At 71.2% G+C, this 24,274-nt stretch carries 22 protein-coding genes and 1 pseudogene; 9 read left to right on the plus strand and 14 right to left on the minus strand.

The features are described from left to right. The coding region (locus ABZV00_RS26705) for a transposase (RefSeq protein ID WP_355610750.1) at window positions 1–276 on the plus strand (276 nt) is incomplete at its 5' end. A gap of 14 nt (window positions 277–290) precedes the next feature. Further along, a pseudogene (locus ABZV00_RS26710) lies at window positions 291–464 on the plus strand (IS30 family transposase); the annotation flags it as partial. Window positions 465–673: 209 nt separating this feature from the next. Here ABZV00_RS26710 and ABZV00_RS26715 read toward each other — a convergent pair. The 3 genes from ABZV00_RS26715 to ABZV00_RS26725 all read right to left on the minus strand — a co-directional run bounded on the left by ABZV00_RS26715 (window position 674) and on the right by ABZV00_RS26725 (window position 4,129). Further along, complete coding sequence (locus ABZV00_RS26715) at window positions 674–2,380, minus strand: bifunctional metallophosphatase/5'-nucleotidase (protein WP_355610753.1); 1,707 nt, start codon at window positions 2,378–2,380, stop codon at window positions 674–676. 289 nt (window positions 2,381–2,669) lie between these two features. Continuing rightward, window positions 2,670–3,338 (minus strand): histone deacetylase, encoded by a 669-nt coding sequence (locus ABZV00_RS26720; protein WP_355610756.1) that lies wholly within the window; start codon window positions 3,336–3,338, stop codon window positions 2,670–2,672. An 11-nt stretch (window positions 3,339–3,349) separates the two neighbouring features. Next, a complete protein-coding gene (locus tag ABZV00_RS26725; RefSeq protein WP_355610759.1) occupies window positions 3,350–4,129 on the minus strand; it encodes a phosphodiesterase in 780 nt (259 codons plus the stop codon). Window positions 4,130–4,326: 197 nt separating this feature from the next. Between ABZV00_RS26725 and ABZV00_RS26730 the strand changes: the two genes are divergently transcribed. Next, window positions 4,327–5,748, plus strand: a complete 1,422-nt coding sequence (locus tag ABZV00_RS26730; protein WP_355610762.1) for a sensor domain-containing diguanylate cyclase — start codon at window positions 4,327–4,329, stop codon at window positions 5,746–5,748. Window positions 5,749–5,881: 133 nt separating this feature from the next. Here ABZV00_RS26730 and ABZV00_RS26735 read toward each other — a convergent pair whose 3' ends face one another. Both ABZV00_RS26735 and ABZV00_RS26740 read right to left on the minus strand, forming a co-directional pair. Further along, a complete protein-coding gene (locus tag ABZV00_RS26735) occupies window positions 5,882–6,940 on the minus strand; it encodes an aspartate-semialdehyde dehydrogenase (RefSeq protein WP_355610765.1) in 1,059 nt (352 codons plus the stop codon). 5 nt (window positions 6,941–6,945) lie between these two features. Next, entirely contained in the window at window positions 6,946–8,211 is a 1,266-nt protein-coding gene (locus ABZV00_RS26740; RefSeq protein ID WP_252417410.1) for an aspartate kinase, read from the minus strand. 268 nt (window positions 8,212–8,479) lie between these two features. Between ABZV00_RS26740 and ABZV00_RS26745 the strand changes: the two genes are divergently transcribed. Both ABZV00_RS26745 and ABZV00_RS26750 read left to right on the plus strand, forming a co-directional pair. Beyond that, window positions 8,480–9,268 carry a hypothetical protein gene (locus ABZV00_RS26745; RefSeq protein WP_355610768.1) on the plus strand — a complete coding sequence of 263 codons (789 nt, stop codon included), beginning with the start codon at window positions 8,480–8,482 and terminating at the stop codon, window positions 9,266–9,268. 83 nt (window positions 9,269–9,351) lie between these two features. Then, a complete protein-coding gene (locus ABZV00_RS26750; protein WP_355610771.1) occupies window positions 9,352–9,891 on the plus strand; it encodes a nitroreductase family protein in 540 nt (179 codons plus the stop codon). A 13-nt stretch (window positions 9,892–9,904) separates the two neighbouring features. Here ABZV00_RS26750 and ABZV00_RS26755 read toward each other — a convergent pair whose 3' ends face one another. Then, on the minus strand, window positions 9,905–10,894 hold the full coding sequence (locus tag ABZV00_RS26755) for an ArsR family transcriptional regulator (protein WP_355610774.1): 990 nt from the start codon (window positions 10,892–10,894) through the stop codon (window positions 9,905–9,907). A gap of 77 nt (window positions 10,895–10,971) precedes the next feature. Between ABZV00_RS26755 and ABZV00_RS26760 the strand changes: the two genes are divergently transcribed. Beyond that, window positions 10,972–12,243 (plus strand): MFS transporter, encoded by a 1,272-nt coding sequence (locus tag ABZV00_RS26760; RefSeq protein ID WP_355610777.1) that lies wholly within the window; start codon window positions 10,972–10,974, stop codon window positions 12,241–12,243. Between the two features lie 237 nt (window positions 12,244–12,480). Then, entirely contained in the window at window positions 12,481–14,238 is a 1,758-nt protein-coding gene (gene leuA / locus ABZV00_RS26765; RefSeq protein ID WP_355610780.1) for a 2-isopropylmalate synthase, read from the plus strand. Between the two features lie 41 nt (window positions 14,239–14,279). Here the strand turns inward: leuA and ABZV00_RS26770 are convergent, their stop codons facing one another. Continuing rightward, window positions 14,280–15,773: an MFS transporter gene (locus ABZV00_RS26770; protein ID WP_355610783.1), complete on the minus strand. Its 1,494-nt coding sequence runs from the start codon at window positions 15,771–15,773 to the stop codon at window positions 14,280–14,282. Window positions 15,774–15,880: 107 nt separating this feature from the next. Here ABZV00_RS26770 and ABZV00_RS26775 point away from each other — a divergent pair, with 107 nt between their 5' ends. Both ABZV00_RS26775 and ABZV00_RS26780 read left to right on the plus strand, forming a co-directional pair. Further along, on the plus strand, window positions 15,881–16,522 hold the full coding sequence (locus ABZV00_RS26775; protein WP_328421365.1) for an HNH endonuclease family protein: 642 nt from the start codon (window positions 15,881–15,883) through the stop codon (window positions 16,520–16,522). Beyond that, window positions 16,519–16,911, plus strand: a complete 393-nt coding sequence (locus tag ABZV00_RS26780) for a hypothetical protein (protein WP_355610786.1) — start codon at window positions 16,519–16,521, stop codon at window positions 16,909–16,911. The genes ABZV00_RS26775 and ABZV00_RS26780 overlap by 4 nt, the downstream gene beginning before the upstream one ends. 102 nt (window positions 16,912–17,013) lie before the next feature. Here the strand turns inward: ABZV00_RS26780 and ABZV00_RS26785 are convergent, their stop codons facing one another. The 7 genes from ABZV00_RS26785 to ABZV00_RS26815 form a co-directional block, all read right to left on the minus strand. Beyond that, window positions 17,014–18,117 (minus strand): oligopeptide/dipeptide ABC transporter ATP-binding protein, encoded by a 1,104-nt coding sequence (locus ABZV00_RS26785; protein ID WP_355610789.1) that lies wholly within the window; start codon window positions 18,115–18,117, stop codon window positions 17,014–17,016. Then, window positions 18,114–19,127 carry an ABC transporter ATP-binding protein gene (locus ABZV00_RS26790; protein ID WP_328421371.1) on the minus strand — a complete coding sequence of 338 codons (1,014 nt, stop codon included), beginning with the start codon at window positions 19,125–19,127 and terminating at the stop codon, window positions 18,114–18,116. The genes ABZV00_RS26785 and ABZV00_RS26790 overlap by 4 nt, the downstream gene beginning before the upstream one ends. Before the next feature lie 8 nt (window positions 19,128–19,135). Further along, window positions 19,136–20,098, minus strand: coding sequence for an ABC transporter permease (locus tag ABZV00_RS26795; protein WP_328421373.1), 963 nt, complete (start codon window positions 20,096–20,098; stop codon window positions 19,136–19,138). Beyond that, window positions 20,095–21,099 (minus strand): ABC transporter permease, encoded by a 1,005-nt coding sequence (locus tag ABZV00_RS26800; protein WP_328421375.1) that lies wholly within the window; start codon window positions 21,097–21,099, stop codon window positions 20,095–20,097. The genes ABZV00_RS26795 and ABZV00_RS26800 overlap by 4 nt, the downstream gene beginning before the upstream one ends. Window positions 21,100–21,181: 82 nt before the next feature. Then, complete coding sequence (locus ABZV00_RS26805) at window positions 21,182–22,843, minus strand: ABC transporter substrate-binding protein (RefSeq protein WP_355610794.1); 1,662 nt, start codon at window positions 22,841–22,843, stop codon at window positions 21,182–21,184. Between the two features lie 312 nt (window positions 22,844–23,155). After that, window positions 23,156–23,749 carry a recombination mediator RecR gene (gene recR, locus ABZV00_RS26810; protein ID WP_355610797.1) on the minus strand — a complete coding sequence of 198 codons (594 nt, stop codon included), beginning with the start codon at window positions 23,747–23,749 and terminating at the stop codon, window positions 23,156–23,158. Between the two features lie 8 nt (window positions 23,750–23,757). Next, window positions 23,758–24,066, minus strand: coding sequence for a YbaB/EbfC family nucleoid-associated protein (locus tag ABZV00_RS26815; RefSeq protein ID WP_252417486.1), 309 nt, complete (start codon window positions 24,064–24,066; stop codon window positions 23,758–23,760). Between the last annotated feature and the right edge of the window lie 208 nt (window positions 24,067–24,274).

The following is a 24,274-nucleotide window of genomic DNA, read 5'->3' on the forward strand; positions in this document are numbered from 1 at the left end:
GCCCCTCTGGAGGCCAGCAGCGGGCAACGCACCCGCCACCGGCTCAGCCGCGGCGGGGACCGTGACCTCAACCGCGCCCTCCATACGATCGCGATAACGCGCCTACGCTGCCACCAAGAGTCACGCGACTACGAAGCCAGCCGCACCGTGCAGGGCAAAACCCACCGCGACGTCCGTCGCAGCCTCAAACGCATCCTTGCCCGCCGGCTCTACCGCCGCATCCAAGCCGCGACCCGCCAGCCGACACCCTCCATCAACCTCCCGCACGGAGCTTGACAAACATAGGAGCGTCCAACGGTCTCCTGCGCCAGTACTTCCCAAGGTCAAGCACCGACTTCCGCACCTGGAGCCAGGACGATCTCGACGCCGTCGCCCGGGAACTCAACGGACGACCACGCCAAACCCTCAACTGGCAAAATCCAGCCGAAGCACTCAACAAACACCTCGTTGCAACAGGCACCTGAAACCGCCGCGCCGGGAGGCCACTACATCCTGGATCGAGCGTGATCATGCCGCCGCTGGCGGCCGGGAACAGCGGGCACGGTGCGCGGCGGGGCGCGGTGTGCGGCGGGCGCGGCGGGCGCGGTGTGCGCCCGGCGGGCGCGGTGTGCGCCGGAGACGGGTCGGGCCCCGGAGCCGATGCTCCGGGGCCCGATCGTCACGGGGTCGTCCGTCAGGCGGCGGGGACCTCGGCGGTGGTGCGAATCCGGTTCAGCGTCGGCGCGGAGACCGGCGACTGCGCGGTCAGGTACGCCACGAACGCGTCCAGGTCGATCTGCCCGGTGACCAGGTTCGTCCCGCCGGTGAGGGCACTGAACCCGTCACCGCCGCCGGCCAGGAAGTTGTTCACCGTCACCCGGTAGGTGGCGGCGGTGTCGACCGCGGTGCCGCCGAGGGTGAGGCTGCCCCGGACCACCCGGGTGCCCGCGCACGGGTCAGCCACGGTGCCGGTGGTGCCGTTCGGGTCGACCACGTAACCGACGGTCGAGGACGGGTACAGCGTCCGGCCGGTGACGAACTGCTGCTCCAGGACGCAGTAGAGCTGCGCACCGGTCAGGTCCAGCGTCACCAGGTTGTTGGCGAACGGCTGCACCGTGAACGCCTCCTCGTAGGTGACCAGGCCGGCGTCGAGGTCGGCCCGTACCCCGCCCGGGTTCATGAAGGCGGCGACGGCGCCCTGCTCGTCGTCGGTGGCGGCGAACTGCGCGTCGGCGATCAGGTTGCCCAGCGGGGACTCGCCCAGACTCGTACCGAAGAGGGTTTCCTGGCTCCGGGTGATCGCCTGGGTGGTCTCGCCGACCTGGCGGCCGGCGACCGGGCCGAGCACGGTCTTGTACCGGTTGATCAGGGCGGTCTGCTTCGGGTCCTTGGCCACGTCCCGGCTGACCACGACGTTCTCCGCGGCGGCGGAGAGCACGTCCCCGGTCCGACGGTCGATCTTGAGGTCGATGTCGGTGACCAGGCGACCGAACGAGCTGGCGCTGGTGACCAGCTTGCCGTTGATGTCGCAGTTGTACGCCTGGTGGGTGTGCCCGCTGACCACCACGTCGATCGACGGGTCCATCCGGTTGGTGATGTCCACGATGGGCCCGGTCATGCCGACGCAGTCGTTGATGCCGCCGGTCGCGGCCTGGGTGCCGCCCTCGTGCAGCAGCACGACGATCGCCTCCACACCCTGGCGGCGCAGCTCGCGGGCGTACCGGTTGGCGGTGACCGCCTCGTCGGCGAAGGTTAGGCCGGCGACGCCCTGCTGGCTGACGATCTCCGGGGTGCCCTCCAGGGTCATCCCGATGAAGCCGACCTTGACGCCCTGCACCTTGTGGATCGCGTACGGCGCCATCAGCGGCTTGCCGGTCGCGGTCTTGAAGGCGTTCGCGGACAGGTACTGGAACCCGGCGCCCTGGTACGGGGTGCCGTCGGCGCAGCCGTCCACCGGGTGGCAGCCGCCGTTCTGGATCCGCAGCAGCTCGGCGGCGCCCTCGTCGAACTCGTGGTTGCCGACGCTGGCGTAGTCCAGCCCGGCCATGCTCAGCGCCTCGATGGTCGGCTCGTCGTGGAACGCGGCGGAGAGCAGCGGCGACGCGCCGATCAGGTCACCAGCGGCGACCGTGATGGTGTTCTTCTTCTTGGCGGCGGCGCGCAGCTCGGCCAGGTGGGTCGACAGGAACTCGACACCGCCCGCGGCCTGCCCGGCGATGGTGCCGCTGGACCCGCTCGGGGGTTCGAGGTTGCCGTGGAAGTCGTTGAGGGCCAGCAGGGTGACGTCGACCGGCTTCGGCCTCGCGTCGGCCTGCTCGGGGCTGGTGGCGACCGCGCCGAGCGCGGCCACCGCGAGCGCGGTCAGGCCGACGGCGGCCCGACGCATCCCGGGGATGGACATGAAACTCCTCATGAGAATCGGCGCGTGCGGTGCCCGGACTGTGGGTCGACCGGGCCGCCGACCGACGCCGTCGGAAGGATCGATCGCGGATGCCGGCGGTTGGGATCGCCGCCCGCCCGGACAGCCTCTCATCCGGACGCCGACCGGTCGAGCCGGCAGCACGTCAGTGCTGCGAATATGCCCGGACGGTCGGATGACGCCGACGTGACCGACGGTTGACCGCACGTCGCGGGACGTCGCTGTCGCCCGGGTCCAGACAGGACGGGGACAGCCGGCGTGACCCGGGGTGTCAGTCGACGGCGAGCGCCTCGGTGACCAGCGTCGTGACGGCGTCGGGCGGCCAGCCGTCCGCGACTCCGGGGCGCTGCGCCAGGTAGCTGGCGATCCGGCCGGCCGGCCATCCGTGCGACTCGCGCAACCCTCGGGCGATCATGCTGAGGTAGACCGGCGCCGGCGGCCGGCACCGCTTGGCGGGTGCGGGTTCCGGGGCGGTGAAGGTGAGCATCGGCAGCCCGGTGTGCTGGCCCGGGCAGACCAGCGTCTCGTAGCGTCCGGGGCCGAGCGTGGCCCGTCCCTCGGCGACGGCCGCATCGATCGCCGCGCCGGTCGCCGGGACCAGGTCGGCCGTGTCACCCGTTGGCCGGTACATCTCCTGCGCCGCGATGTCGGTGAACTGCTCGACGGTGACCAGGTAGGCGCGGGCCGCGGCCACGCCCGGTAGCTGCGGGTCGTAGAAGGCCATGCCGCCGGTCCAGGCACCGGACTCGCCGGCGAAGTAGATCCCGCCGGGCAGCGACACCGGCACCGAACGGCTCGGTGGGCGGGGGTCCCGGCAGCCCGGGTACGTCCGTCGCCCGCCGGGCGGGCAGCCGCCGCGGATGTACCACGCCAACCGGTCGGCGTGCATGTTCGAGCCGTACGCGACGTACCAGACCAGCCGCTCCTCGGTGTCGACCACGACGGGCGCCCTCAGAAGCCGCAGGTCTGGCCTGCGGAGTGGCTGACCTGGACCGTGTGCGTCACGCAACCGCCCGACTCGACCAGGTGCAGCAGGAAGGCGGTCGGTTCGGCGACCCAGCCGATCTGCTCATCGGCGCTCATGGTGAGCGTGCTCTGCCGCCAGGTGCTGGGTGCCACGGTGAGCACCGTGCCGGCGTACCCCGTGGTGACCGGGCGGTGCAGGTGCCCGGCGGCGACGCGTACGACGTGCCCGTGCCGGCCGATCACCTCGGCGAGCGCGTCGGAGTCGGCGAGCCGGATGGCGTCGGCCACCGCGATGCCGACCGCGACCGGCGGGTGGTGCAGGCAGACCACGGCGGGCACGTCGGGCCGTCCGGCCAGCACGCCGTCGAGCCAGCCGAGCTGCTCCTCGCCAAGTTGGCCGGCGTCGCTGCCGGGGATGAGCGAGTCGAGCACCACGACGGTCGCCGCCTCGTGGTCCACGTGGTAGTACGCGGAGAACCCGCCGCCGAGCCAGGGTGTGCCGCCGAAGGCGTCGAGCAGCGACTCCCGGTCGTCGTGGTTGCCAGTGACCAGGTGCACCGGCAGCGGGAACCGGCCGATCAGCTCGCGCAGCGCGGCGTACTCGTCGGGCCGGCCGTGGTCGACCAGGTCACCGGTGATCACCACGCAGTCCGGTCGGGGCCGCAGCGCCAGCACGCGGCCGAGCGCGCGGTGCAGCCCCGCGGCCGGTTCGGCGGCGAGCAGGCCGGTGGTCAGATGCGGGTCACTGAGCTGGGCGATGAGCACGTGCCGCCTCCTCGGTGCGGGAAGGTCCACGCTATCGGCGATGGATGCCTCCCGGGGTCCCGCGCCCACAGGCTGCGTCCACAGCCTGTGGATAGCACATGTGTACGAAGCCCGGCCGACGCCCGGATCACCCTGGGTACGCTTGATCTCACGGCTCGGCGCCGGCCGACCCCTCCCCTACCTGGAACGACGTGCGAGTGGATCATCAGCAAGTCATCCGTGACGTCTCCGTCCGCCTGCCGATGGCGTCGAGCACGCCGGAGGCCTGTCGGTGGACGGTCAACGCGCTGGCCCACCACACCCCGGCGACCATCTCCGTGCTGCTGGAGGTCCACGACCGGCTGCGCTGCGTCGCGGCGACCGGCGCCTGGCAGGTCTTCGCCACCGTGCCGACGCGGACCGGGATCGTCGGCCGGGTGTACGCCACCGCCACCACCGCCGTCGTCCCGGATGTCACCGCCGATCCGGACTATCTGCCGGTACGCCCGGACGTGACCGCGGAGCTGTGCGTGCCGGTGCTGGACCCGGCGGGCCGGGCGATCGGCGTCCTCGACCTGCAGTGGAGCGAGCCCGTCGACCTGGAGCCGTGGCGGCAGACCGCCCAGCGACTGGCCGCCCGGCTCGGGGCGAGGATCGTCGCGCTCGGCGGCCCGCCAGCGGAGAGTCCCAGCGAGAAGCTGCTCCGGCACGCCGCCGCACTCTCCTCGGCGCCAACCGAGGGGGCCGTGCTCGGTGCGGCGACCTGCGCCGCCCGCGAGGTCTCGACGCTCTCCACGGCGGTGCTGCTGATCGCCGGCCCGGAGGGCGCCGAGATCGGGCCGCCGCCGCTGGTCCCCGGCGAGCTGGAGACCCGGATCCGGGCCGAGCTGACCGAGGCGACTCCGGCCGCGCTCGACCGGATGGTCGACCGGGCGCACCGGTACGGCGCCGGATACACGCTGGGCGAGGCGGAGCACCCACCGACCGCGGACTACCGGCCGCTGACCAGGGCCGGGGTGCGCACACTGATCGCCGTACCGGTCGGACCGTCGGACGCTGGCGGGGTGTTGCTGGTCGCCGACGAGCGGTTGCTGCGCCCGGACCCGACCACGGTCAGCCTGATGGAACTGCTTGCCGGGCAGGCCTGGACCAACCTGGACCGGCTGCGCACGCTGGCGCGGCTGCGTGAGCAGGCCAGCTCCGACCCGCTGACCGGGCTGCGGCACACCGGCCCGTTCGGGCAGCGGATCGCGGCGGCGACCCCGGGGCGTACGGCCCTGCTGGCGATCGACGTGGACGGCTTCAAGATCGTCAACGACACGTACGGCCACCAGGCCGGCGACCGGGTGCTGGTCGGGCTGGCGCGGGCGTTGGAGGGGGCGCTGCGGCACGGTGACGAGCTGTACCGGATCGGCGGCGACGAGTTCGTCGCGGTGATCGAGGTGAGCCGCCCGGACGAGGCGGTCCGGATCGCCGAGCGGCTGACCGAGGCGGCCCGGCGCACCGGCCGCACGATCAGCGTGGGCGTCGCGCTGCCCCACCCCGGCGAGTCACCAGACCGCACCCTCCGCCGCGCCGACCAGGCCCTCTACGCCGTGAAACGCCAGGGCCGAGACGGCGTCCACCTATCCGCCGCCTAACCCCCACCCCCACCCCCACCAGCGTCGATCATGGAGTTGTGGTGCGTCCCAAAAGGGGCGTGATTGGATCTAACGCCCACCACGACTCCATGATCGACGCTGGGAGGTGGTGGGGTAGGGAGGGCGAGGGAGGTTACTGGGTCAGGTCCTTGGCCAGGAGTTCGCCGATCTGGGCCGTGTTGAGGGCGGCGCCCTTGCGGAGGTTGTCGCCGGTGATGAAGAGGTCCAGGGCGCGCGGATCGTCGAGGGCGCGGCGGATCCGGCCGACCCAGGACGGGTCCGTGCCGACCGCGTCGATCGGCATCGGGAACTCTCCCGCGGCCGGATCGTCGACCAGGATCACTCCGGGGGCGTTGCGCAGCGCCTCGCGGGCGCCCTCGGCGTCCACCTCGGTGGCGAAGACCGCGTGTACGGCCACCGAGTGGCCGGTCACCACCGGCACCCGCACGCAGGTCGCGGAGACCTTGAGGTCGGGCAGGCCGAGGATCTTCCGCGACTCGTTGCGGACCTTCATCTCCTCCGACGACCAGCCGCCGTCGGCCGGCAAGCCGGCCCAGGGCACCACGTTGAGCGCCAGCGGCGCCGGGAACGGGCCCAGGTCGTCGCCGACCGCCTGCCGGACGTCGCCGGTCCGCGAGCCGAGCAACCGGTCCCCGGCGACCTTGGTGAGCTGGTCGTGCAGGATGTCGACGCCGGCCTGGCCGGACCCGGAGACCGCCTGGTAGGAGGCGAGCACCAACTCCCGCAGGCCGTACTCACGGTGCAGCGGGGCGACCGCGATGATCATCGTGAGGGTGGTGCAGTTGGCGTTCGCGATGATGCCCCGGGGCCGGTTACGGACCTGCTCCGGGTTGATCTCCGGGACCACCAGCGGGACGTCCCGGTCCATCCGGAAGGCGCCGGAGTTGTCCACCGCGATCGCGCCGCGGGCGACGGCGATCGGCGCCCACTCGGCGGAGACCTCGTCGGGTACGTCGAACATCGCCACGTCGACGCCGTCGAACGCCTCCGGGGTCAGCGCCTGGACGACGAGATCCTCACCCCTGCAGCGCACCCGCCGCCCGACGGAGCGCTCGGAGGCGAGCAGGCGGATCTCACCCCAGACGTTGCGACGCCCGGTGAGCAGCTCACACATCACGGTGCCGACGGCACCGGTCGCTCCGACCACTGCGAGGGTGGGCAGCGCCGTCATCGGCGCTACCTACCCGTCCCCGCGTAGACCACGGCTTCGGTGTCGCCGCCCAACTCGAACGCGTCGTGGATGGCGCGGACGGCGGCGTCCAGGTCGGTGTCCCGGCAGACCACGGAGACCCGGATCTCGGAGGTGGAGATCATCTCGATGTTGACCCCGGCCGCGCCGAGCGCGGCGAAGAAGCCGGCGGCCACGCCGGGGTGCGAGCGCATGCCGGCACCGATCAGCGAGACCTTGCCGACGTGGTCGTCGTAGAGCAGGCCCTTGAACTTGACCGACTCCTGGATCTTGCTGAGCGCGGCCATCGCGGTCGGGCCGTCGGTCTTGGGCAGGGTGAACGAGATGTCGGTCCGGCCGGTGCCCTCGGTGGAGACGTTCTGCACGATCATGTCGATATTGATCTCGGCGCCGGCGACGGTGTCGAAGATCCGCGCAGCGGCGCCCGGCTCGTCGGGCACGCCGACGATCGTGATCTTGGCCTCGCTGCGGTCGTGCGCAACGCCGGTGATCAGTGCCTGCTCCACGGAAAGGTCCTCCATCGATCCGGTGACCATCGTGCCGGTGTTGGTCGAGTATGACGAACGGACGTGGATCGGCAACCCCGCCCGGCGGGCGTACTCCACGCTACGCAGGTGCAGCACCTTCGCGCCGCACGCGGCCAGCTCCAGCATCTCCTCGTAGGTGATCTGCCGGATGTGCCGGGCGTTGGGGACGATCCGCGGGTCCGCGGTGAAGATGCCGTCGACGTCGGTGTAGATCTCGCATACATCGGCGTGCAGCGCGGCGGCGAGCGCCACAGCCGTGGTGTCCGAACCGCCCCGGCCCAGCGTGGTGACGTCCTTGGTGTCCTGCGAGACGCCCTGGAAGCCGGCCACGATGACCACCGACCCCTCGTCGAGCGCACCCTTGAGCCGCCCGGGGGTGACGTCGATGATCCGCGCCCGGCCGTGCACCGAGGTGGTGATCACGCCGGCCTGCGAGCCGGTGAACGAGCGGGCCTCGTACCCCAGGTTGTGGATGGCCATGGCCAGCAGCGCCATGGAGATCCGCTCCCCGGCGGTGAGCAGCATGTCCAGCTCACGGCCCGGCGGCAGCGGGCTGACCTGGTTGGCCAGGTCGAGCAGCTCGTCGGTGCTGTCCCCCATCGCGGAGACCACCACCACCACGTCGTCGCCGGCCTTGCGGGCGGCGACGATGCGCTCGGCCACCCGCTTGATGCGCTCGGCGTTGGCGACGGAGGACCCGCCGTACTTCTGCACCACGAGTGCCACGACGGTGCACTCCCTCCCAGCGACCCTGAGCGTGCCGACGCCGCCGGAACCGGGGCCGGCGGCGCGTGTCAAACCACTTGAGGGTATCCGGCGGGTCGCGGCGGCGGGTCGGGTGATCCCATCATCCGGCCCGCGCGCGCCACGGGCGGGGCGGGCGCCCCGCCTCACCAGGTCGGGCGGTACGCCGACGCGGTCCCGCCCGACACGCCGGGGCGAGCCGCGTGCGCGCCGGCACCCGCCGCCCGCCCGCACACACCAGAATGGGCCGGTGCCCGTCCTCATCCGCTCGGCCGGCCGTGTGCTCGGGCCGCTCGCGCTCGCCCTGCCGGCGCTCCTGGTCGCCTGCACCAGCGAGCAGCCTCCAACCCCGCCACCGACCGATCCCGGGCCGGTCGAGGTGGCCGCCGCCCGCGACGAGTTGGCGGCACTGGCCGCGGCGGCCCAGGACCGCCATCTGGTGGCGCAGTACGCGTTCAGCCGGGCCGGTCAACCGGACCGCATGATCGTGTTCACCAGCGCGAACGATGGCAGCTGGCGGGTTGACGTGCCGGGTGGCGCGCTGGGCGGCACCGCTGATGTCTCGCTGGCCGCCACCGCCGACGGGCTGTTCCAGTGCGCCCTGCCGTCGGCCGGCCGGCCGAACCCGGCCCGCTGCGTACGCCTCGGCGAGCGCGACGACGCCCTGCCGCGCCGGCTGGATCCCCGGGTCCAGCACCCGCTCACCGACTGGCTGGACGTGCTCACCGACCGACGCGCGCCGCTCGCCGTCGCCCCGGCCGACCCGCCCAAGGGGCTCACCGGCACCTGCTACTCGGTGGACTCCACCTCCGCCTCGCTCAACGCCCCGCTGGACGTCGGCATCTACTGCTACGACCGGGACGGCACACCGACCGGCGTCCGGACGGAGACCGGCACGCTGAAGCTGGCCGCCCCGCCCGGCCCGGCACCGGCCACCGTGCAGCTGGCCGGCCCGGTGGTGGTGGACGAGGAACCGCTGGACACCGCGGCTCCGCCGACACCCGACCCGACCGGTAGCTCGGGCGCGGGAACGCCCTGATCTTCGTCCCGTTACGGGTGCTCTTGCCCACATTTGGCGAACCCTTCCTGAGGGGCGAATCACCCATAAAGGACGATGCTCGTATGGCCGACCTCACCCCGCTACTCGCCTACCGCTGGAGCCCGCTGGCGTTCGACCCGACCGAGGTACTGGGTCGGGCGGAGGCGGCCTCACTGCTGGAGGCGGCCCGCTGGGCACCCTCGCTGGGCAACCGTCAGCCCTGGCGGTTCACTCTCGGTCACCGCGATGACGAGACCTGGAAGCGGATCCTGGTCAACCTCCCCGAGCGCGACCAGCGCTGGGCCCACCGGGCCGCCGCGCTGCTCCTCGCCGCGCACGTCGACACCGACGCCGCACCGGCGGACGGGGTCGCCTACGACCTGGGACAGGCGGTCGCCCACCTCAGCGTGCAGGCCACCGCGCTCGGGCTGCACGTACGCCAGGTCCTCACCATCGATCGCGCCGGGCTCGCCGCCGACCTGCACCTGCCCGCCGACGTGCGGCCGTACGCGGTGGTCGCCGTCGGGCAACTCGGCGACCCGCTCAGCCTCCCGGCCGACCTAGTCGCCGAGGAGACCGGCCTGCGGCACCGCCGACCGCTGGCCGACCTGCTGCTCCGCTGATCGACCGCCGGAGCTACCCGCCCCGGCTGGCGCGCAGCAGGACCGTCGCGGCCTCGGTGTTGCGGTAGAGAACGTGCCGGCCCTGTCGAGACCGGTGGACCAGGCCGGCGGCGTGCAGCGCGGCCAGGTGCTGGGAGACGTTTCCGGCCGACATCCCGGTGAGTCGGGCCAGGTCGGTGGTGGTGGTGGTCGCCGCGTCGAGCAGGTGCAGCAGTGCGGCCCGGCCGGGGCCGATCACCCGTGCGAGCGGGTCGCCGGGAGGCGGCGCGGTCGCCTCCCAGAGCGTCCCGACCGCCCGGACCGGGTACGCCCCGGCCGGCAACGAATCCTCCAACAGGTTCCACAGCACCCGCCGGTTGGTGAACACGCCCGGACTCAGCGCCAACCCACGACCGCGCAGGTCGAAGTCCCGCTCGAACGGGTCGTCGCTGACCACCCGGTCTCCAAGCCAGCGCAGGCTCGGGTGGAGCTGCTCGAACAACCGCCCGGCACCGCCCTCGGCGAGTTGCGCGGCCCGGTACGCCACGTCGGCGTCGAGCAGCGCGCGCATCCGCGGCCAGGCCGGGGCGATCGCCTCGTCGTACCAGACCCGCACCGCGTCGACGAGCTCCGGCAGCAGCCCACGAGGGTCGGTGAGCAGCGCCCGCCCGAACGGACTCAGCGGCCGGCGCGGAGTGGTCGCCAGCAGATCCTGAACCACCACGTCCGGCGGCGTCGCCGCGATCTGATCGAGCTGCTCGGTCATCTCCACGTTCGGTCGGGCCGCCGGGGTGAGGAAGTCGGGCAGCCAGCAACCCCGCTGGGTCAGCTCCAGCAGCGGTCGGACCCGGGAGGCAACCTCGGGAGAACGCAGAGTCACCCGGGCCCGGTCGATCCACGGCAGGTGCACCGCGTAGCGGACCGGGTCGGCCAGTGCCCACATGCTCATGACCGTCTCGTTGGCCGGCGACACGGCAAGCCGCACTCCCGCCACGTCGGCCAGGCTGAACCGCAACTCGGACACACGCACCCCCAGAGCAGGATTCGGTTGAGCCTAAAAGACTCGACCGCCGTCATGGGGGCACGCTTCACTCACCTGCCATGGGGGCCAGAGACACCATTCGCACCGTTGTCCGAAACGTCGTACCGCCAGCCGGGCTGACTCGCGCCCTGGCCGTGCAGGCCATGGTCAACGCCGTCGGCAGCGGCCTGTTCCACGCCGGCAGCGCCGTCTTCTTCACCCGGGCGCTCGGGCTCAGCGCCGCCCAGGTCGGGCTGGGCCTGTCCATCGCGGCGGGGGTGTCGCTGCTGGGCACGGTGCCGCTGGGCGGGCTCACCGACCGGTACGGGCCGCAGCGGGTCTGGGTGGTCGGGCTGGTGCTGGACGCGGTGCTCTTCGCGACCTACCCGTTCGTGGGCGGCTTCGCCGGCTTCCTGGCCGTGGTGGTGGCGCTGGCCGCCGTGGAGGCCACCACCGGGGTCGCCCGTCAGGTCTACTCGATCAACGCGCTCCCCCCGGCCGAGCGGGTCACGGCGATGGCGTACCAGCGTTCGTCGCTGAACGTCGGGTTCGGGCTCGGCGCGGTGATCAGTGGCCTGGTGCTGGCCGTGGACACGACCGCGGCGTACCGGGGGATGGTCTGGTTCATCGCGGCGGTCTTCCTGGTGACGGCCCTCTTCGTGCGTCGACTGCCCCGGCTGGCCCAGGCGGCCCGGCCGGCGGAGCCGATGAGTCGGCTCGCCGTGCTGCGGGACCGCCCGTTCGTGGCGGTGTCCCTGCTGTCCGGTCTGCTCACCGCCCACCAGACGCTCTACCTGACGGTGCTGCCGCTCTGGATCCTCACCCACACCGACGCCCCGAAGACGGTGATCGCCGGGCTGGTGCTGCTCAACACAATCCTGATCGTGCTGCTCCAGGTACGCGCCAGCCAGGGCGCCGACACCGCTGCGGGCGCGGCACGGGCCTCCCGCCGGGGCGCCCTGCTGATCGCCCTGTTCTGCCTGGTCCTGCCGATCTCCGGGGTCACCCGGGGCCCGCTCACGGTGGTGGTGCTGGTGGCCGCCGCAACGCTGCTGATCGTGGCCGAGCTGATCGAGTCGGCGGGCGCCTGGGGGCTCACCGCTGCTCTGCCACCGGCCGAACAACGCGGCGCGTACGTGGGGGCGTTCCGGCTTGGCTCCCAGGTGCAGTACCTGATCGCCCCCGCCGGGCTGACCGCGCTGGGGGTGACCACCGGTGGCTGGGGCTGGTTCCCGGCGGCGGCCATCTTCGTGCTGGTGGGGCTGGCGATCGTACCCGTGGTGGCGTGGGCTGGGCGGACGCCGCGGCTCGGTGCCGCGGCCGCGGAACGGGTCGTGACACCGGTCCCATAGTTCGGACCTACCTTCCCACCCCCCGTCTCATCACGTAGGGTCACCCTGTCATGTGGCAGGCGCACCTCCTCCTTGGTCGCCGCGACGAGGCCTGACGGCCGGCACCTCGTCGCGGAGTCGGACCGCGCCGCCCATCAGCACCGCAGCACACCTCGGCCCGCCGGGCAGCGACGCACCGGCAGTGACGCCGACTCCGTCCGATTGCTGAACGCCACGTGACCACGGGAGCACTCCGCCATGGCTCAACCAGCCAGCACCACCGACGCTGAGACCGATCCGATCGCCCGGCAGCGCCCGAGCCGGATGCCGTACCACCGCTACCAGCCCTACCGGGAGCAGTTCCGGGTCGACCTGCCCGACCGCGCCTGGCCGACCCGACACGTCGACACCGCACCGCGCTGGTGCGCCGTGGACCTGCGGGACGGCAACCAGGCCCTGATCGACCCGATGTCGCCCGAGCGCAAGCGTCGGATGTTCCAGCTGCTGGTCCAGATGGGCTACAAGGAGATCGAGGTCGGCTTCCCCTCGGCCAGCCAGACCGACTTCGACTTCGTCCGGCAGCTCATCGAGCAGGACATGATCCCGGACGACGTCACCATCCAGGTGCTCACCCAGTGCCGGGAGCACCTGATCGACCGGACGTTCGAGTCGCTGCGCGGGGCGAAGCGGGCCATCGTGCACTTCTACAACTCGACCTCCACCCTTCAGCGGCGGGTGGTCTTCGGGCTGGACCGGGACGGCATCGCCGACATCGCCACCTCCGGCGCGCGGCTCTGCCAGAAGTACGCCGAGATCCACACCCCGGACACCGAGATCCACTACGAGTACTCGCCGGAGTCGTACACCGGCACCGAGCTGGAGTACGCGCTGGAGGTCTGCTCCCGGGTGATCGACGTGATCGACCCGACGCCGGACCGGAAGCTGATCATCAACCTGCCGGCCACCGTCGAGATGGCGACCCCGAACGTGTACGCCGACTCGATCGAGTGGATGCACCGGCACCTGCCGCGGCGGGACAGCCTGGTGCTGAGCCTGCACCCGCACAATGACCGGGGCACCGGCGTCGCCGCCGCCGAGCTGGGCCTGCTCGCCGGCGCGGACCGGATCGAGGGCTGCCTGTTCGGCAACGGCGAGCGCACCGGCAACGTGGACCTGGTGACGCTGGGGCTCAACCTCTTCTCCCAGGGCATCGACCCGATGATCGACTTCTCGAACATCGACGAGGTCCGGCGGGCCGTCGAGTACTGCAACCAACTGCCCGTGCACGAGCGCCACCCGTACGCCGGCGACCTGGTCTACACCGCCTTCTCCGGCTCCCACCAGGACGCCATCAAGAAGGGGTTCGACGCCCTCGCCGTCGACGCGGCGGCTGCCGGCGTACCGGTGGACGAGCAGACCTGGGCGGTGCCCTACCTGCCGATCGACCCGAAGGACCTGGGCCGCACCTACGAGGCGGTCATCCGGGTCAACTCGCAGTCCGGCAAGGGCGGCGTCGCGTACATCATGAAGAGCGAGCACCAACTGGACCTGCCCCGCCGGCTCCAGATCGAGTTCTCCGGAGTGGTGCAGCAGGTCACCGACCACGACGGCGGCGAGGTCGACCCGAGCGCCATGTGGGAGATCTTCGCGACCCACTACCTGCTCGACCACCAGCCCGACCCGGCGGTCCGGCTGGCCGGCTACACGATCGGCACCACCGACGGCAAGGTCGAGATCGAGGCCCAGGTCGGTGTGGGCACCGAACAGCGGACGCTCGCCGCGGTCGGCAACGGCCCGATCGACGCGTACGTCAACGCGCTGCAGTCGGTCGGGGTGGGCGTGCGGGTGCTCGACTACCACGAGCACGCGCTCTCCTCCGGTGGTGACGCGCAGGCCGCCGCGTACGTGGAGTGCGAGGTCGACGGCCGGACGGTCTGGGGCGTCGGCACCGACGCCAACATCGTCACCGCGTCGATCAAGGCGGTCACCAGCGCCGTCAACCGCGCCCACCGCTGACCGCACGCACCACACCCCCGAAGTACGGAAGCGCCCCTTCCCTACTTCGGGGGCGTGGCGGCAGGCAACGAGTGGCACGGCTGCGACGGCGGAGCGTCCCGGGGCGGTCGGTGCACCAGCACGAGGGCCAGCACCGCACCGGCCAGCAGCAGCCCGGCACACCAGGTCATCGCACCCCGGAACGCGTTCGTCAGCTCGGCCTTCTGCTCGTACCCGCCGCCGGAGAGGCCGACCAGCAGCGGCAGCGCGGCCACCGCCAGCAGGCCACCGGCCCGGGACGCGGCGTTGTTGAAGCCGCTGGCCACCCCGGAGAACCGGTCCTCCACGGCAGCCAGCACGGACGCGGTGAGCGGGGCCACCACCAGGGTCAGCCCGAGGCCGAAGAGCAGCACCCCGGGCAGCACGTCAAGCCAGTACGACGCGTCCGGCCCGACACCGCGCAGCAGCAGCAAGCCGGCGGCCGACACCACCGGCCCGATGCTCAGCGGCAGCCGGGGGCCGATCCGCGCCGACAGCGCGCCCGCCCGGGCCGACCCGATCAGCAGCAGCACCGTCATCGGCAACAGCGCGATCCCGGTGCGGAAGGCCGACCACTCGACCACGTTCTGCAGGTAGACGGCGAAGAAGAAGGTGAACCCGCCGAGCGCCGCGTACACCACCACGGTGAAGATGTTCAGCACCGAGAAGAGCCGGCTGCTGAACAGGCCGGTGGGCAGCATCGCGGCGTCGCCGCGCCGCCGTTCCAGCAGCACGAAGGCCACCGCGGCCAGCACCCCGACCAGCGCCGCGATCAGCACCGGGGCCGAGTCGTAGCCGCGCGCCGGCGCGTCGATCAGGGCGTACGTGACGCCGGCGAGCGCGAGGGCGCCGAGCAGCGCTCCGAGCACGTCGAACCGGCGTCGGGTTCGGCCCGGCCCCGCGGTCCGGGAGGCGCTCTCGTCCCGGCTCTCCGGCACCCAGCGCAGGGTGGCCAGCACCACCAGCACGGCCAGCGGCAGGTTGAGGAAGAAGATCCACCGCCAGGACAGCGCGTCGATCAACCAGCCGCCGATGAACGGACCCAGCGCGGTGGACACCCCGGACAGCCCGGCCCAGGCGCCGATCGCCCGGCCCCGGTCGTCCGGGTGAAAACTGGACTGGAGCACCGACAGCGACCCGGGGGTGAGCAGCGCGCCGCCGGCGCCCTGGAGGAACCGGGCCGCGATCAGCCAGCCGGTGCCCTGGGACAGCCCGCACAGCACCGAGGCGGTGGTGAACCACACCACCCCGATCAGGAAGACCCGCCGCCGGCCGAAGCGGTCGCCGAGTGCGCCGCCGAGCAGCACGAACGCCGCCAGCATCAGCAGGTAGCCGTTGACGGTCCACTGCAGATCGGCCACGTTCGCGCCGAGGTCCTGGCCGAGCTTGGGCAGCGCGACATTGACTACCGTGGTGTCCAGGAAGACCATGCCGGAGGCGAGCACCGCGGCGAGCAGCGTGCCCCGGCCGGCGGCGGTGCCCATCCGCAGTGCGGGTGCCGGTGCGGGTCTGGTCATCCCACCAATCTGCCTTGCACGATGTGGGAGACGCCACGAAACGCCGAAACCATCCCCGGGTACTGTGCGCAATCGCCGGGAGCACGCAAGCTGGAGAGGTGTCGTCTGTGCGTACCAGATCAGGACCGCGCGCGGTGGTGGCCGCGCTCGTCGCGGCGCTGGCGCTCGGCGTGGCCGGTTGCGTCCCCCAGGATGAGCCGGAAACGCCGCCACCGAGTGGCGGCGGCAACACCGTGCAGCAGTTGGGCCAGCTCACCGTCGCCACCGCAGGCTCGATGAAGGGCTACAGCCGCGACCACTTCCCGCACTGGCGGGACACCGGCAAGAACTGCGACGTGCGGGACAGCATCCTGCAGCGCGACGGCAAGGACGTGAAACTCTCCGGCTGCAACGTGGTCGGCGGTCGCTGGGAAAGCGTGTACGACGGTCGCAGCGCCACCGATCCCTCCGACGTGGACATCGATCACATGGTGCCGCTGGCCAACGCGTGGCGCTCGGGTGCCGACGAGTGGGACGACGCGAAGCGCGGCGACTTCGCCAACGACACCACCCGGCCGCAGCTCATCGCGGTTTCCGCGTCCTCCAATCGGGCAAAGGGTGACCAGGACCCGTCGCAGTGGAAGCCGGCGAACCGGTCGTACTGGTGCCAGTACGCCGAGAGCTGGGTGACGGTGAAGCACCACTGGCGGCTGACGGTGACCACCGCCGAGAAGGCCGCCCTGACCGACATGTTGGAGGGCTGCAGGTGAGCGAACAAGTCGCGAAAGGCGCCGGGGCGACCGATGACACCGGCCCGGCCACTGCCGGCATGACCGCGGACGGCACGGCCGAGACCCCGGCCGCCGTTCCGGGGGCCGGCATGGTCGCCGACTCGGACGGGGCCGGCGGCCCGCAGAGCCGCACCGCCGACATCGTGCCCGGCCCAGGCGGGGTGATGACCGACGAGGTCGGGGTGGTCACCGGCGAGTTGACCCTGCGCACCGAGTACGCGGACGGCCGGGTCACCCTGCGCGTGCAGTACAAGGACGCGGACGAGTGGTACGCGGTGACCGGCGGGGCAGTCGGGCTGAACGACCCGGCGGGGCTGGACGCGGTGCACGGCGTCGCGGTGGCCCTGCTGCACCGCCCTGAGGGCTGACCCGCTCTGGCGCGGCCCGGCGGTCGCCCGGTCGAGCGTGATACCTCTCAGGAATATTGATGCCTCAGAGGTATCACGCTCACCAGGACGTTGAGCCCCGCCTCAGACGTACGAGCCGGGCTCGCTGGGGGCGGAGACCACGCCCGGCGAGTCGCCCTCGCCGTCGGGGCGGACGATCTGCACGCTGACCTTGTGCGGGCGCAACTCCCCGCTGGCGATCTGCTCGGCCCAGTGGCAGGCAACCCGGCTGGCGCCGATCTCGCGCAGCACCGGCCGCTCGTCCACGCAGCGCGTGGGCTGCGCCCACGGGCAGCGGGTGTGGAAGCGGCAGCCGGACGGCGGGTTGGCTGGCGAGGGCAGGTCGCCCGCGAGCAGGATCCGCTCCCGCCGGTCCTCCACGTCCGGGTCCGGCACCGGCACCGCGGACATCAGCGCCCGGGTGTACGGGTGCAGCGGCTCGGTGTAGAGCCGGTCGCTCGGCGCCTCCTCGACCAGCGCGCCCAGGTACATCACGCCGACCGTGTCGGAGATGTGCCGGACGACCGCGAGGTCGTGCGCGATCACCAGGTAGGTCAGCCCCAGGCTGTCCTGCAGCTCGTCCAGCAGGTTCACCACCTGGGCCTGGATCGAGACGTCGAGCGCCGAGACCGGCTCGTCGGCGACGATCAGCTCCGGCCCGAGCACCAGCGCGCGGGCGATGCCGATGCGCTGGCGCTGCCCGCCGGAGAACTCGTGCGGGTAGCGGGACAGTGCCCAGCGGGGCAACCCCACCGCGTCCAGCGTCTCGCCGATGATCCGCCGACGGTCGGTGCGGTCGGTGCCGATCCCGTGGGTCTGCAACCCCTCGGTCAGGATGGACTCGACGTTCTGCCGCGGATCGAGGCTGGACATCGGGTCCTGGAAGATCATCTGCATCCGGCGCCGCATGGTGCGCAGCTTGCCGGGCGGCAGCGTCGTCAGCTCGACGCCGTCGAAGCTGACCTCGCCCGAGGTCGGCGGGTTGAGCTGGAGCAGTGCCCGCCCGAGCGTGGACTTTCCGCAGCCGGACTCGCCGACCAGGCCGTACGTCTTGCCGCGCGGGATGCTCAGGTCGACCCCGTCGACCGCCTTCACCTGCCCGACGACCCGGTCGAAGAGCACTCCCCGCTTGATCGGGAAGTGCACCTTCAGGTCACGTACCTCGACGAGGATGTCGTTGTCGCTCACGCTGATTCCTCCTCGCGTGGGGCGGGCACCGTGCCGGGCACCGGCTCCGGGTTGACGCACCGGTAGCTCCGCCCGTCGTAGGTGTGCATCAGCTCCGGCGGCTGACCCACGCACTCGTCGGTCCGGCGGGCGCAACGCGGGGCGAAGGCGCAGCCGTCCGGCCAGGGCAGCAGGTCACGGACCGAACCGGGGATCGGGTTGAGCTTTTCGCCCCGCCCGGCGTCCAGGCGTGGCACCGACCCGAGCAGACCCACGGTGTACGGGTGACGCGGCTCGCGGAACAGCGGACGACGGCGTGCCGTCTCCACCACCCGGCCGCCGTAGAGCACGTTGACCGTGTCGACCATGCCGGCCACCACACCGAGATCGTGCGTGATCATCAGCAACGCGGTGCCGGAGTCCCGAACCAGCTCCTTGAGCAGCTCCAGGATCTGGGCCTGAATGGTGACGTCCAGTGCGGTGGTCGGCTCGTCGGCGATCAGCAGCCGAGGCTGGCAGGCCACCGCCATCGCGATCAGCGCCCGCTGCCGCATCCCGCCGGAGAGCTGGTGCGGGTACTCCTTCAGCCGGCGCTTCGGGTCCGGGATGCCGACCCGGTCCAGCAGCGCCGCCGCCTCCTTGGTGGCGGCGTCGCCCTTCATCCCCCGGTGCCGGGTGAGCACCTCGGTCACCTGCAACCCGATCGGGATCACCGGGTTCAATGAGGAGAGTGGGTCCTGGAAGATCATCGCGATGTCCCGGCCCCGGATGTCCCGCCGCGACCGGTCATCGAGCTGGAGCAGGTCGGTGCCGTCGAAGACGGCCTTGCCACCGACTCGCAACCCGGGCTGCTTCGGCAGCAGACCCATGATCGCCAGCGAGGTGACGCTCTTGCCGCAGCCGGACTCGCCGACCAGGCCGACCACCTCACCGGCGTCGACGGAGAAGGACACTCCGTCGACCGCGTGCACGGCGCGCTGGCCGCGCCGGGCGAACGTGACGGAGAGGTCGTCCACTTCGAGCAGTGCCATTGTCGGGCCTACTTCCGCAGCTTCGGGTCGAGGGCCTCGCGCATCGCCTCACCGAGCAGGGTGAAGCCGAGCGCGGTGATGATGATCGCGACCGCCGGGTAGATCGCCAGCGACGGCCGGATGCCGAGGTACTGCTGCGCGTCGGCGAGCATGACCCCCCACTCCGGTACGGCGGTGTCGGGGTTGCCCAGGCCCAGGAAGGAGAGCGCCGCGGCCTCGATGATCGCGGTGGCCAGGGTCAGGGTGGCCTGCACGATCACCGGGGCGAGTGAGTTCGGCACCACGTGGGTCAGCGCGATCTTGGACTTCTTCACGCCGAGCGAGGTGGCCGCCAGCACATAGTCGCTGTTGGCCTGGGAGATCATCGAGCCACGCAGCAGCCGGGCGAAGACCGGCACCGAGACCACACCGACCGCGATCATCACCGTGGTCAGGCTGGCCCCGAGCAGGGCCGCGATGCTGACCGCCAGCAGCAGGCTCGGCATCGCCAGCAACATGTCGACGAACCGCATCAGCGTGGTGTCGATCCACCGCCCCCACCGGCCACCGAGGCCGGCAGCGGCACCGGAGATGCCGCCGATCAGCGCACCGATCGCCAGACCGATCAGGGTGGAGACCACGCCGACCAGCAGGGTCTGCCGGGCACCCACGATCATCCGGCTGAACTCGTCCCGGCCCTGGTGGTCGTAACCAAACCAGTGCTCGCCGGTGGGGCCGGGGATGAGGCCCGGCTTGATCAGCCCCTCGCGGATGCCGATCGTGTCGGTCGGCGCGTACGGCACGAGGAACGGACCGATCACCGCGACCAGCACGAAGATCGCCAGGATGATCGCGCCGACGATCGCCGCCGGGTTGCCGCGCAGCCGGCGGAACGCCTCCTGCCAGAGGCTGACCCCACGCTCGTCGTCGCGGGCAGCCAACTCCGAGAGCCGGTCGATCTTTTCGCGCTTCTTTCCCGGGCTGAGCGTCATCGCACCCTCACCCTCGGGTCGATGAAGCTGTAGGAGAGGTCGACCAGGAGGTTCACCAGCACGTACACCACCGCGATGATCAGAATGAAGCCCATCAGCACCGGATAGTCGCGCTGGCCGATGGCCTCGGCGACGAAGGCTCCGATGCCACTGAAGGCGAAGACGGTCTCGGTCAGCACGGCGCCGGAGAGCAGACCGCCGGCGAGCAGGCCGATCGAGGTGGCCACCGGCAGCATCGCGTTGCGCAGCACGTGCCGGCTACGGACCGTCTGCTCGGTCAGGCCCTTGGCCTCGGCGGTCCGGACAAAGTCCTCGTTCAGCACCTCCAGCACGCTCGCCCGGGTTATCCGGACGATGATCGCCAGCGGGATGCTGGCCAGCGCGATGGCGGGCAGCACCAGATGCCAGAGGGCGTCGGCGGCGGCGTCCCACTCGCGGGTCATCAGCCCGTCGAGGACGAAGAAGTTGGTGACCCGGGTCGCCCCGAGCGTCGGGTCCTGCCGGCCGCTGGACGGGAACCAGTGCAGGTTCTCCGAGAAGATCGCCTTGAGCACGTAGCCGAGGAAGAAGACCGGGATGCAGATGCCGATCAGCGAGCCGCCCACGGAGGCGTGGTCCAGGAACCGGCCCCGACGGCGAGCAGCCAGATAGCCCAGCGGGATGCCGATGCCGATCGCGATCACCATCGCGGTGATGGTCAGCTCGACGGTGCCGGGGAAGCGCTCGATGAACTCCGTGGTGACCGCCCGCTTGGTGGAGGTCGAGGTGCCCAGGTCGAGCTTGACCATCCGCCGAACGAACCGTCCGTACTGCACCAGGATGGGCTCGTCGAGGCCCATGTTGTGACGGATGGCGGCACGCATCTCAGGCGTGCCGCGCTCGCCGAGAATGGCGGTCTCGGGGCCGCCGGGGAGCCGGCGGAGCCAGATGAAGAGCAGAAGGGAGAGCCCGAACAGCGTGGGTATCAGCTGAAGCAGGCGTCTGACGATGAACCGGAACACGGCGGCCTCGAAGGGGTGCGGAGGGTTGCGGGCGGGCGCTGTGCGACAGCGCCCGCCCGCGTTCCTTGCGTCAGATCAGGACTTACTTGAACTCGGCGGAGGCGTACCGCTCGTCGGTGAGCGGGCTCGCCTTGACGCCGGTCACGTCCTTGCCGAACACGATCGCCGGCGGGGAGTGCGAGATCGGCACACCGGGCAGGAAGTCCATCACGGCCTTGTTGAGGGCCTTGTACTTCTCGGTCCGGGCCGCCGCGTCCGCGGTGGTGTCCGCGTCCTTGAACTGGTCGAACAGGGCCTTGTTGTTGAAGCCCCACTCGTCCTTCGGCCGGTCGAAGAAGGTACCGATGAAGTTGTAGGCGTCGCCGTAGTCACCGGTCCAGCCGAGGAAGTGGATGTCGTGCTTGTTGCCGGAGGTGGTGGCGTTGAGGTAGTCCGGGCTCCACTTGAGCGGGATCGCCTGGACCGTGATGCCGACCGCCTTCAGGTCTGCCGAGAGCAGCTCGAAGATGTCCTTCGGGTTCGGCATGTACGGCCGGGTGACCTCGGTCGGGTAGTGGAACTTCAGCGTCAGGTTCGACGCACCGGCCTCGGCCAGCAGCGCCTTCGCCTTGGCCGGGTCGTACGTGTACTTGGTGACGTCGCCGTTCCAGCCCTCAACGGTGTCCGGCATGAAGTTGTCCGCGACCTTGGCGCCCGGGGGCAGCTTCGAGTCGACCAGCTGCTGACGGTTCAGCGCGTACGCGATCGCCTGCCGGACCTTCGGGTCGGCGAGCTTCGGGTTGCCCTTCTGGTTGATCGCCAGGTAGAGCACGTTGAACGCCGGGCGGGTGAGGACGTTGAAGCCCTCGCCCTTCAGCGGCTCGACGTCGGCCGGGCCGACCAGGTCGTAGCCCTGGATGTCACCGGAGCGCAGCGCCTGCTTGCGGGCGTTCTCGTCCGAGATCGTCTTGAAGATCAGGGTCTTCAGCTTGGCCTTGGTGCCCGAGTAGTCCTCGTTGCGCTCCAGGGTCAGCGTCTTGTTCGCGACGTCCCAGGTCTTGAACTTGAACGGGCCGGTGCCGGTCGGGTGCTCCGTCGCGTACGCCGGGTACTTGATGTCCTCGGCGGTGCCGCCCACGTTGCTGGCGTCGAACTCCTGCAGCGCCTTCGGGCTGTGGATGGAGAACGAGGGGAGCATCAGCGCGGCCGGGATCTTGCTGGAGACCCGGGTGAACGCCAGGTCGACAGTGGTCGCGTCCTTGGCGGCGCAGGACTTGAAGAGGCTCGGCGGCAGGTCCGCGTTCTCGTTCGCGGCGAAGCCACCCATGACGTCCTGCCAGTACGCGGTCACGTCCGGGCTCTGCATGAGGCCCTTGGCGTTGTACCAGCGGTTGAAGTTGACGCAGACGGCCTCGGCGTTGAAGTCGGTGCCATCGTGGAACTTCACGCCCGAGCGGAGCTTGAAGGTCCAGGTGGTGCCGGCGGCGTCCGGGGTCCAGGACTCGGCCAGGCCGGGGGTGACCTTGGTGCCACCCTCCTCCGGTCGGACCAGCGTCTCGAAGACCTGACGCGCCACACGCAGCGACTCACCGTCGCTGGCGAAGCTCGGGTCGAGCACCTTCGGGTCTCCGGCAACGCCGAAGACGAGGGTGTCCTTCTTGCTACCGCTGGAGCTGTCGTCACGGTTGCTCTCGGCGCAGCCTGCTACCGCGAGGGCCGCGACCGCGACGGCCGCTATCGCGACCTTCGGCCTGGGTGCACGCATCGTGCCTCACCTCGTCCTTGGGGGTACGGACAACGTGGTGACAGGGGTCACCGATGGCGGTGACCATAGCTCCCGTTGCGTCCAGCCGGAAACCGTTGGGTGGACGGTTGGTATCGGATCGTGCCTCAATCGTCGCTTGACATTCGAATCGAAGGTGAAAGTCGTCCGAAACCGTGCAATCGCCACCCGCGATGCCAAACTGTTACGTCGAACGGCCGCAGGAGGGAGCAGGTGTCAGATCATTTCCGGGCACGACAGCGACGATGGTCGGCACCCGGACCGGGTGCCGACCATCGGCCGTACGAGGCCGGTTCAGACGGCCCGGCGCCCCTCGAAGGCGCGGCCGAGGGTGATCTCGTCGGCGTACTCCAGGTCGCCGCCCACCGGCAGCCCGCTGGCCAGCCGGGTCACCGCGATCCCCATCGGCTTCACCATCAACGCCAGGTAGGTGGCGGTCGCCTCGCCCTCGGTGTTCGGGTCGGTGGCCAGGATCAGCTCCCGCACCGTGCCCTCGCCAAGCCGGATCATCAGCTCCCGGATGCGCAGATTGTCCGGGCCGATCCCCTCCAGCGGATTGATCGCGCCGCCGAGCACGTGGTACCGGCCGCGGAACTCACCGGTCCGCTCGACAGCCACCACGTCCTTGGGCTCCTCCACCACGCACAGCACCTCGTTCGTGCGGCGGGGGTCGCGGCAGATCCGGCACTGCTCGGACTCGGCCACGTTGTAACAGGTCGTGCAGAACCGCACCAGCTCCTTGACCTTGCGCAGCGCGCCGGCCAGCCGGTTGACGTCAGTCGGATCCGCCGACAGCACGTGGAACGCGATCCGCTGGGCGCTCTTCGGGCCCACGCCCGGCAGCCGCCCCAGCTCGTCGATCAGATCCTGGATGGCACCTTCGTACATCTGCCGGCTCAGAAACCGGGCAGGCCGAGGCCGCCCATGCCGCCGGTGACGGGGCCCATCTTGCGCTCGGTCAGCTCCCGTGCCGCCTCGGCGGCGTTGTGCACGGCCGCGACGACCAGGTCCTCCAGAGTCTCCACGTCGTCCGGGTCGACGGCCTTCGGGTCGATCTTGATCGCCTTGAGCTCACCGGCGCCGGAGACGGTCGCGGTGACCAGCCCACCGCCGGCGGTGCCGGTCAGCTCGGCCTCGGCCAACTCGGCCTGGGCGGTGGCGATCTGCTGCTGCATCTTCTGCGCCTGCTTCAGCATCTGCTGCATGTTCGGCTGTCCACCTGGGCGCACGGATGGCTCCTTCTCGCACTCGTCTGCTCGGCCGCCGCCCAGCCTATCCGCTGTGACCGACCCCGCCCCGCCAGGTACGTCGACCCACGCCGGAGCCGAAAGGACGGCGTCCGGGTACGGCTAGCACTACCCGGAACCGGCCGGCTACGGGTAGTGCGGTGGGACCTGCCGAACTGGTCTGCTC

It is taken from the genome of Micromonospora sp. NPDC005173, assembly GCF_040608515.1.
Classification (GTDB): Bacteria; Actinomycetota; Actinomycetes; order Mycobacteriales; family Micromonosporaceae; genus Micromonospora.

Excerpts from the sequence above, each read along its gene's own strand:
- ABZV00_RS26715 (WP_355610753.1), bottom strand. The coding sequence starts at position 2,380 with ATGTCCATCCCCGGGATGCGTCGGGCCGCCGTCGGCCTGACCGCGCTC.
- recR (WP_355610797.1), bottom strand. The coding sequence starts at position 23,749 with ATGTACGAAGGTGCCATCCAGGATCTGATCGACGAGCTGGGGCGGCTG.
- ABZV00_RS26735 (WP_355610765.1), bottom strand. The coding sequence starts at position 6,940 with ATGACGGCGCTGCCCACCCTCGCAGTGGTCGGAGCGACCGGTGCCGTC.
- ABZV00_RS26750 (WP_355610771.1), top strand. The coding sequence starts at position 9,352 with ATGGCCGACCTCACCCCGCTACTCGCCTACCGCTGGAGCCCGCTGGCG.
- leuA (WP_355610780.1), top strand. The coding sequence starts at position 12,481 with ATGGCTCAACCAGCCAGCACCACCGACGCTGAGACCGATCCGATCGCC.
- ABZV00_RS26770 (WP_355610783.1), bottom strand. The coding sequence starts at position 15,773 with ATGACCAGACCCGCACCGGCACCCGCACTGCGGATGGGCACCGCCGCC.
- ABZV00_RS26815 (WP_252417486.1), bottom strand. The coding sequence starts at position 24,066 with ATGCAGCAGATGCTGAAGCAGGCGCAGAAGATGCAGCAGCAGATCGCC.
- ABZV00_RS26805 (WP_355610794.1), bottom strand. The coding sequence starts at position 22,843 with ATGCGTGCACCCAGGCCGAAGGTCGCGATAGCGGCCGTCGCGGTCGCG.
- ABZV00_RS26790 (WP_328421371.1), bottom strand. The coding sequence starts at position 19,127 with ATGGCACTGCTCGAAGTGGACGACCTCTCCGTCACGTTCGCCCGGCGC.
- ABZV00_RS26760 (WP_355610777.1), top strand. The coding sequence starts at position 10,972 with ATGGGGGCCAGAGACACCATTCGCACCGTTGTCCGAAACGTCGTACCG.
- ABZV00_RS26795 (WP_328421373.1), bottom strand. The coding sequence starts at position 20,098 with ATGACGCTCAGCCCGGGAAAGAAGCGCGAAAAGATCGACCGGCTCTCG.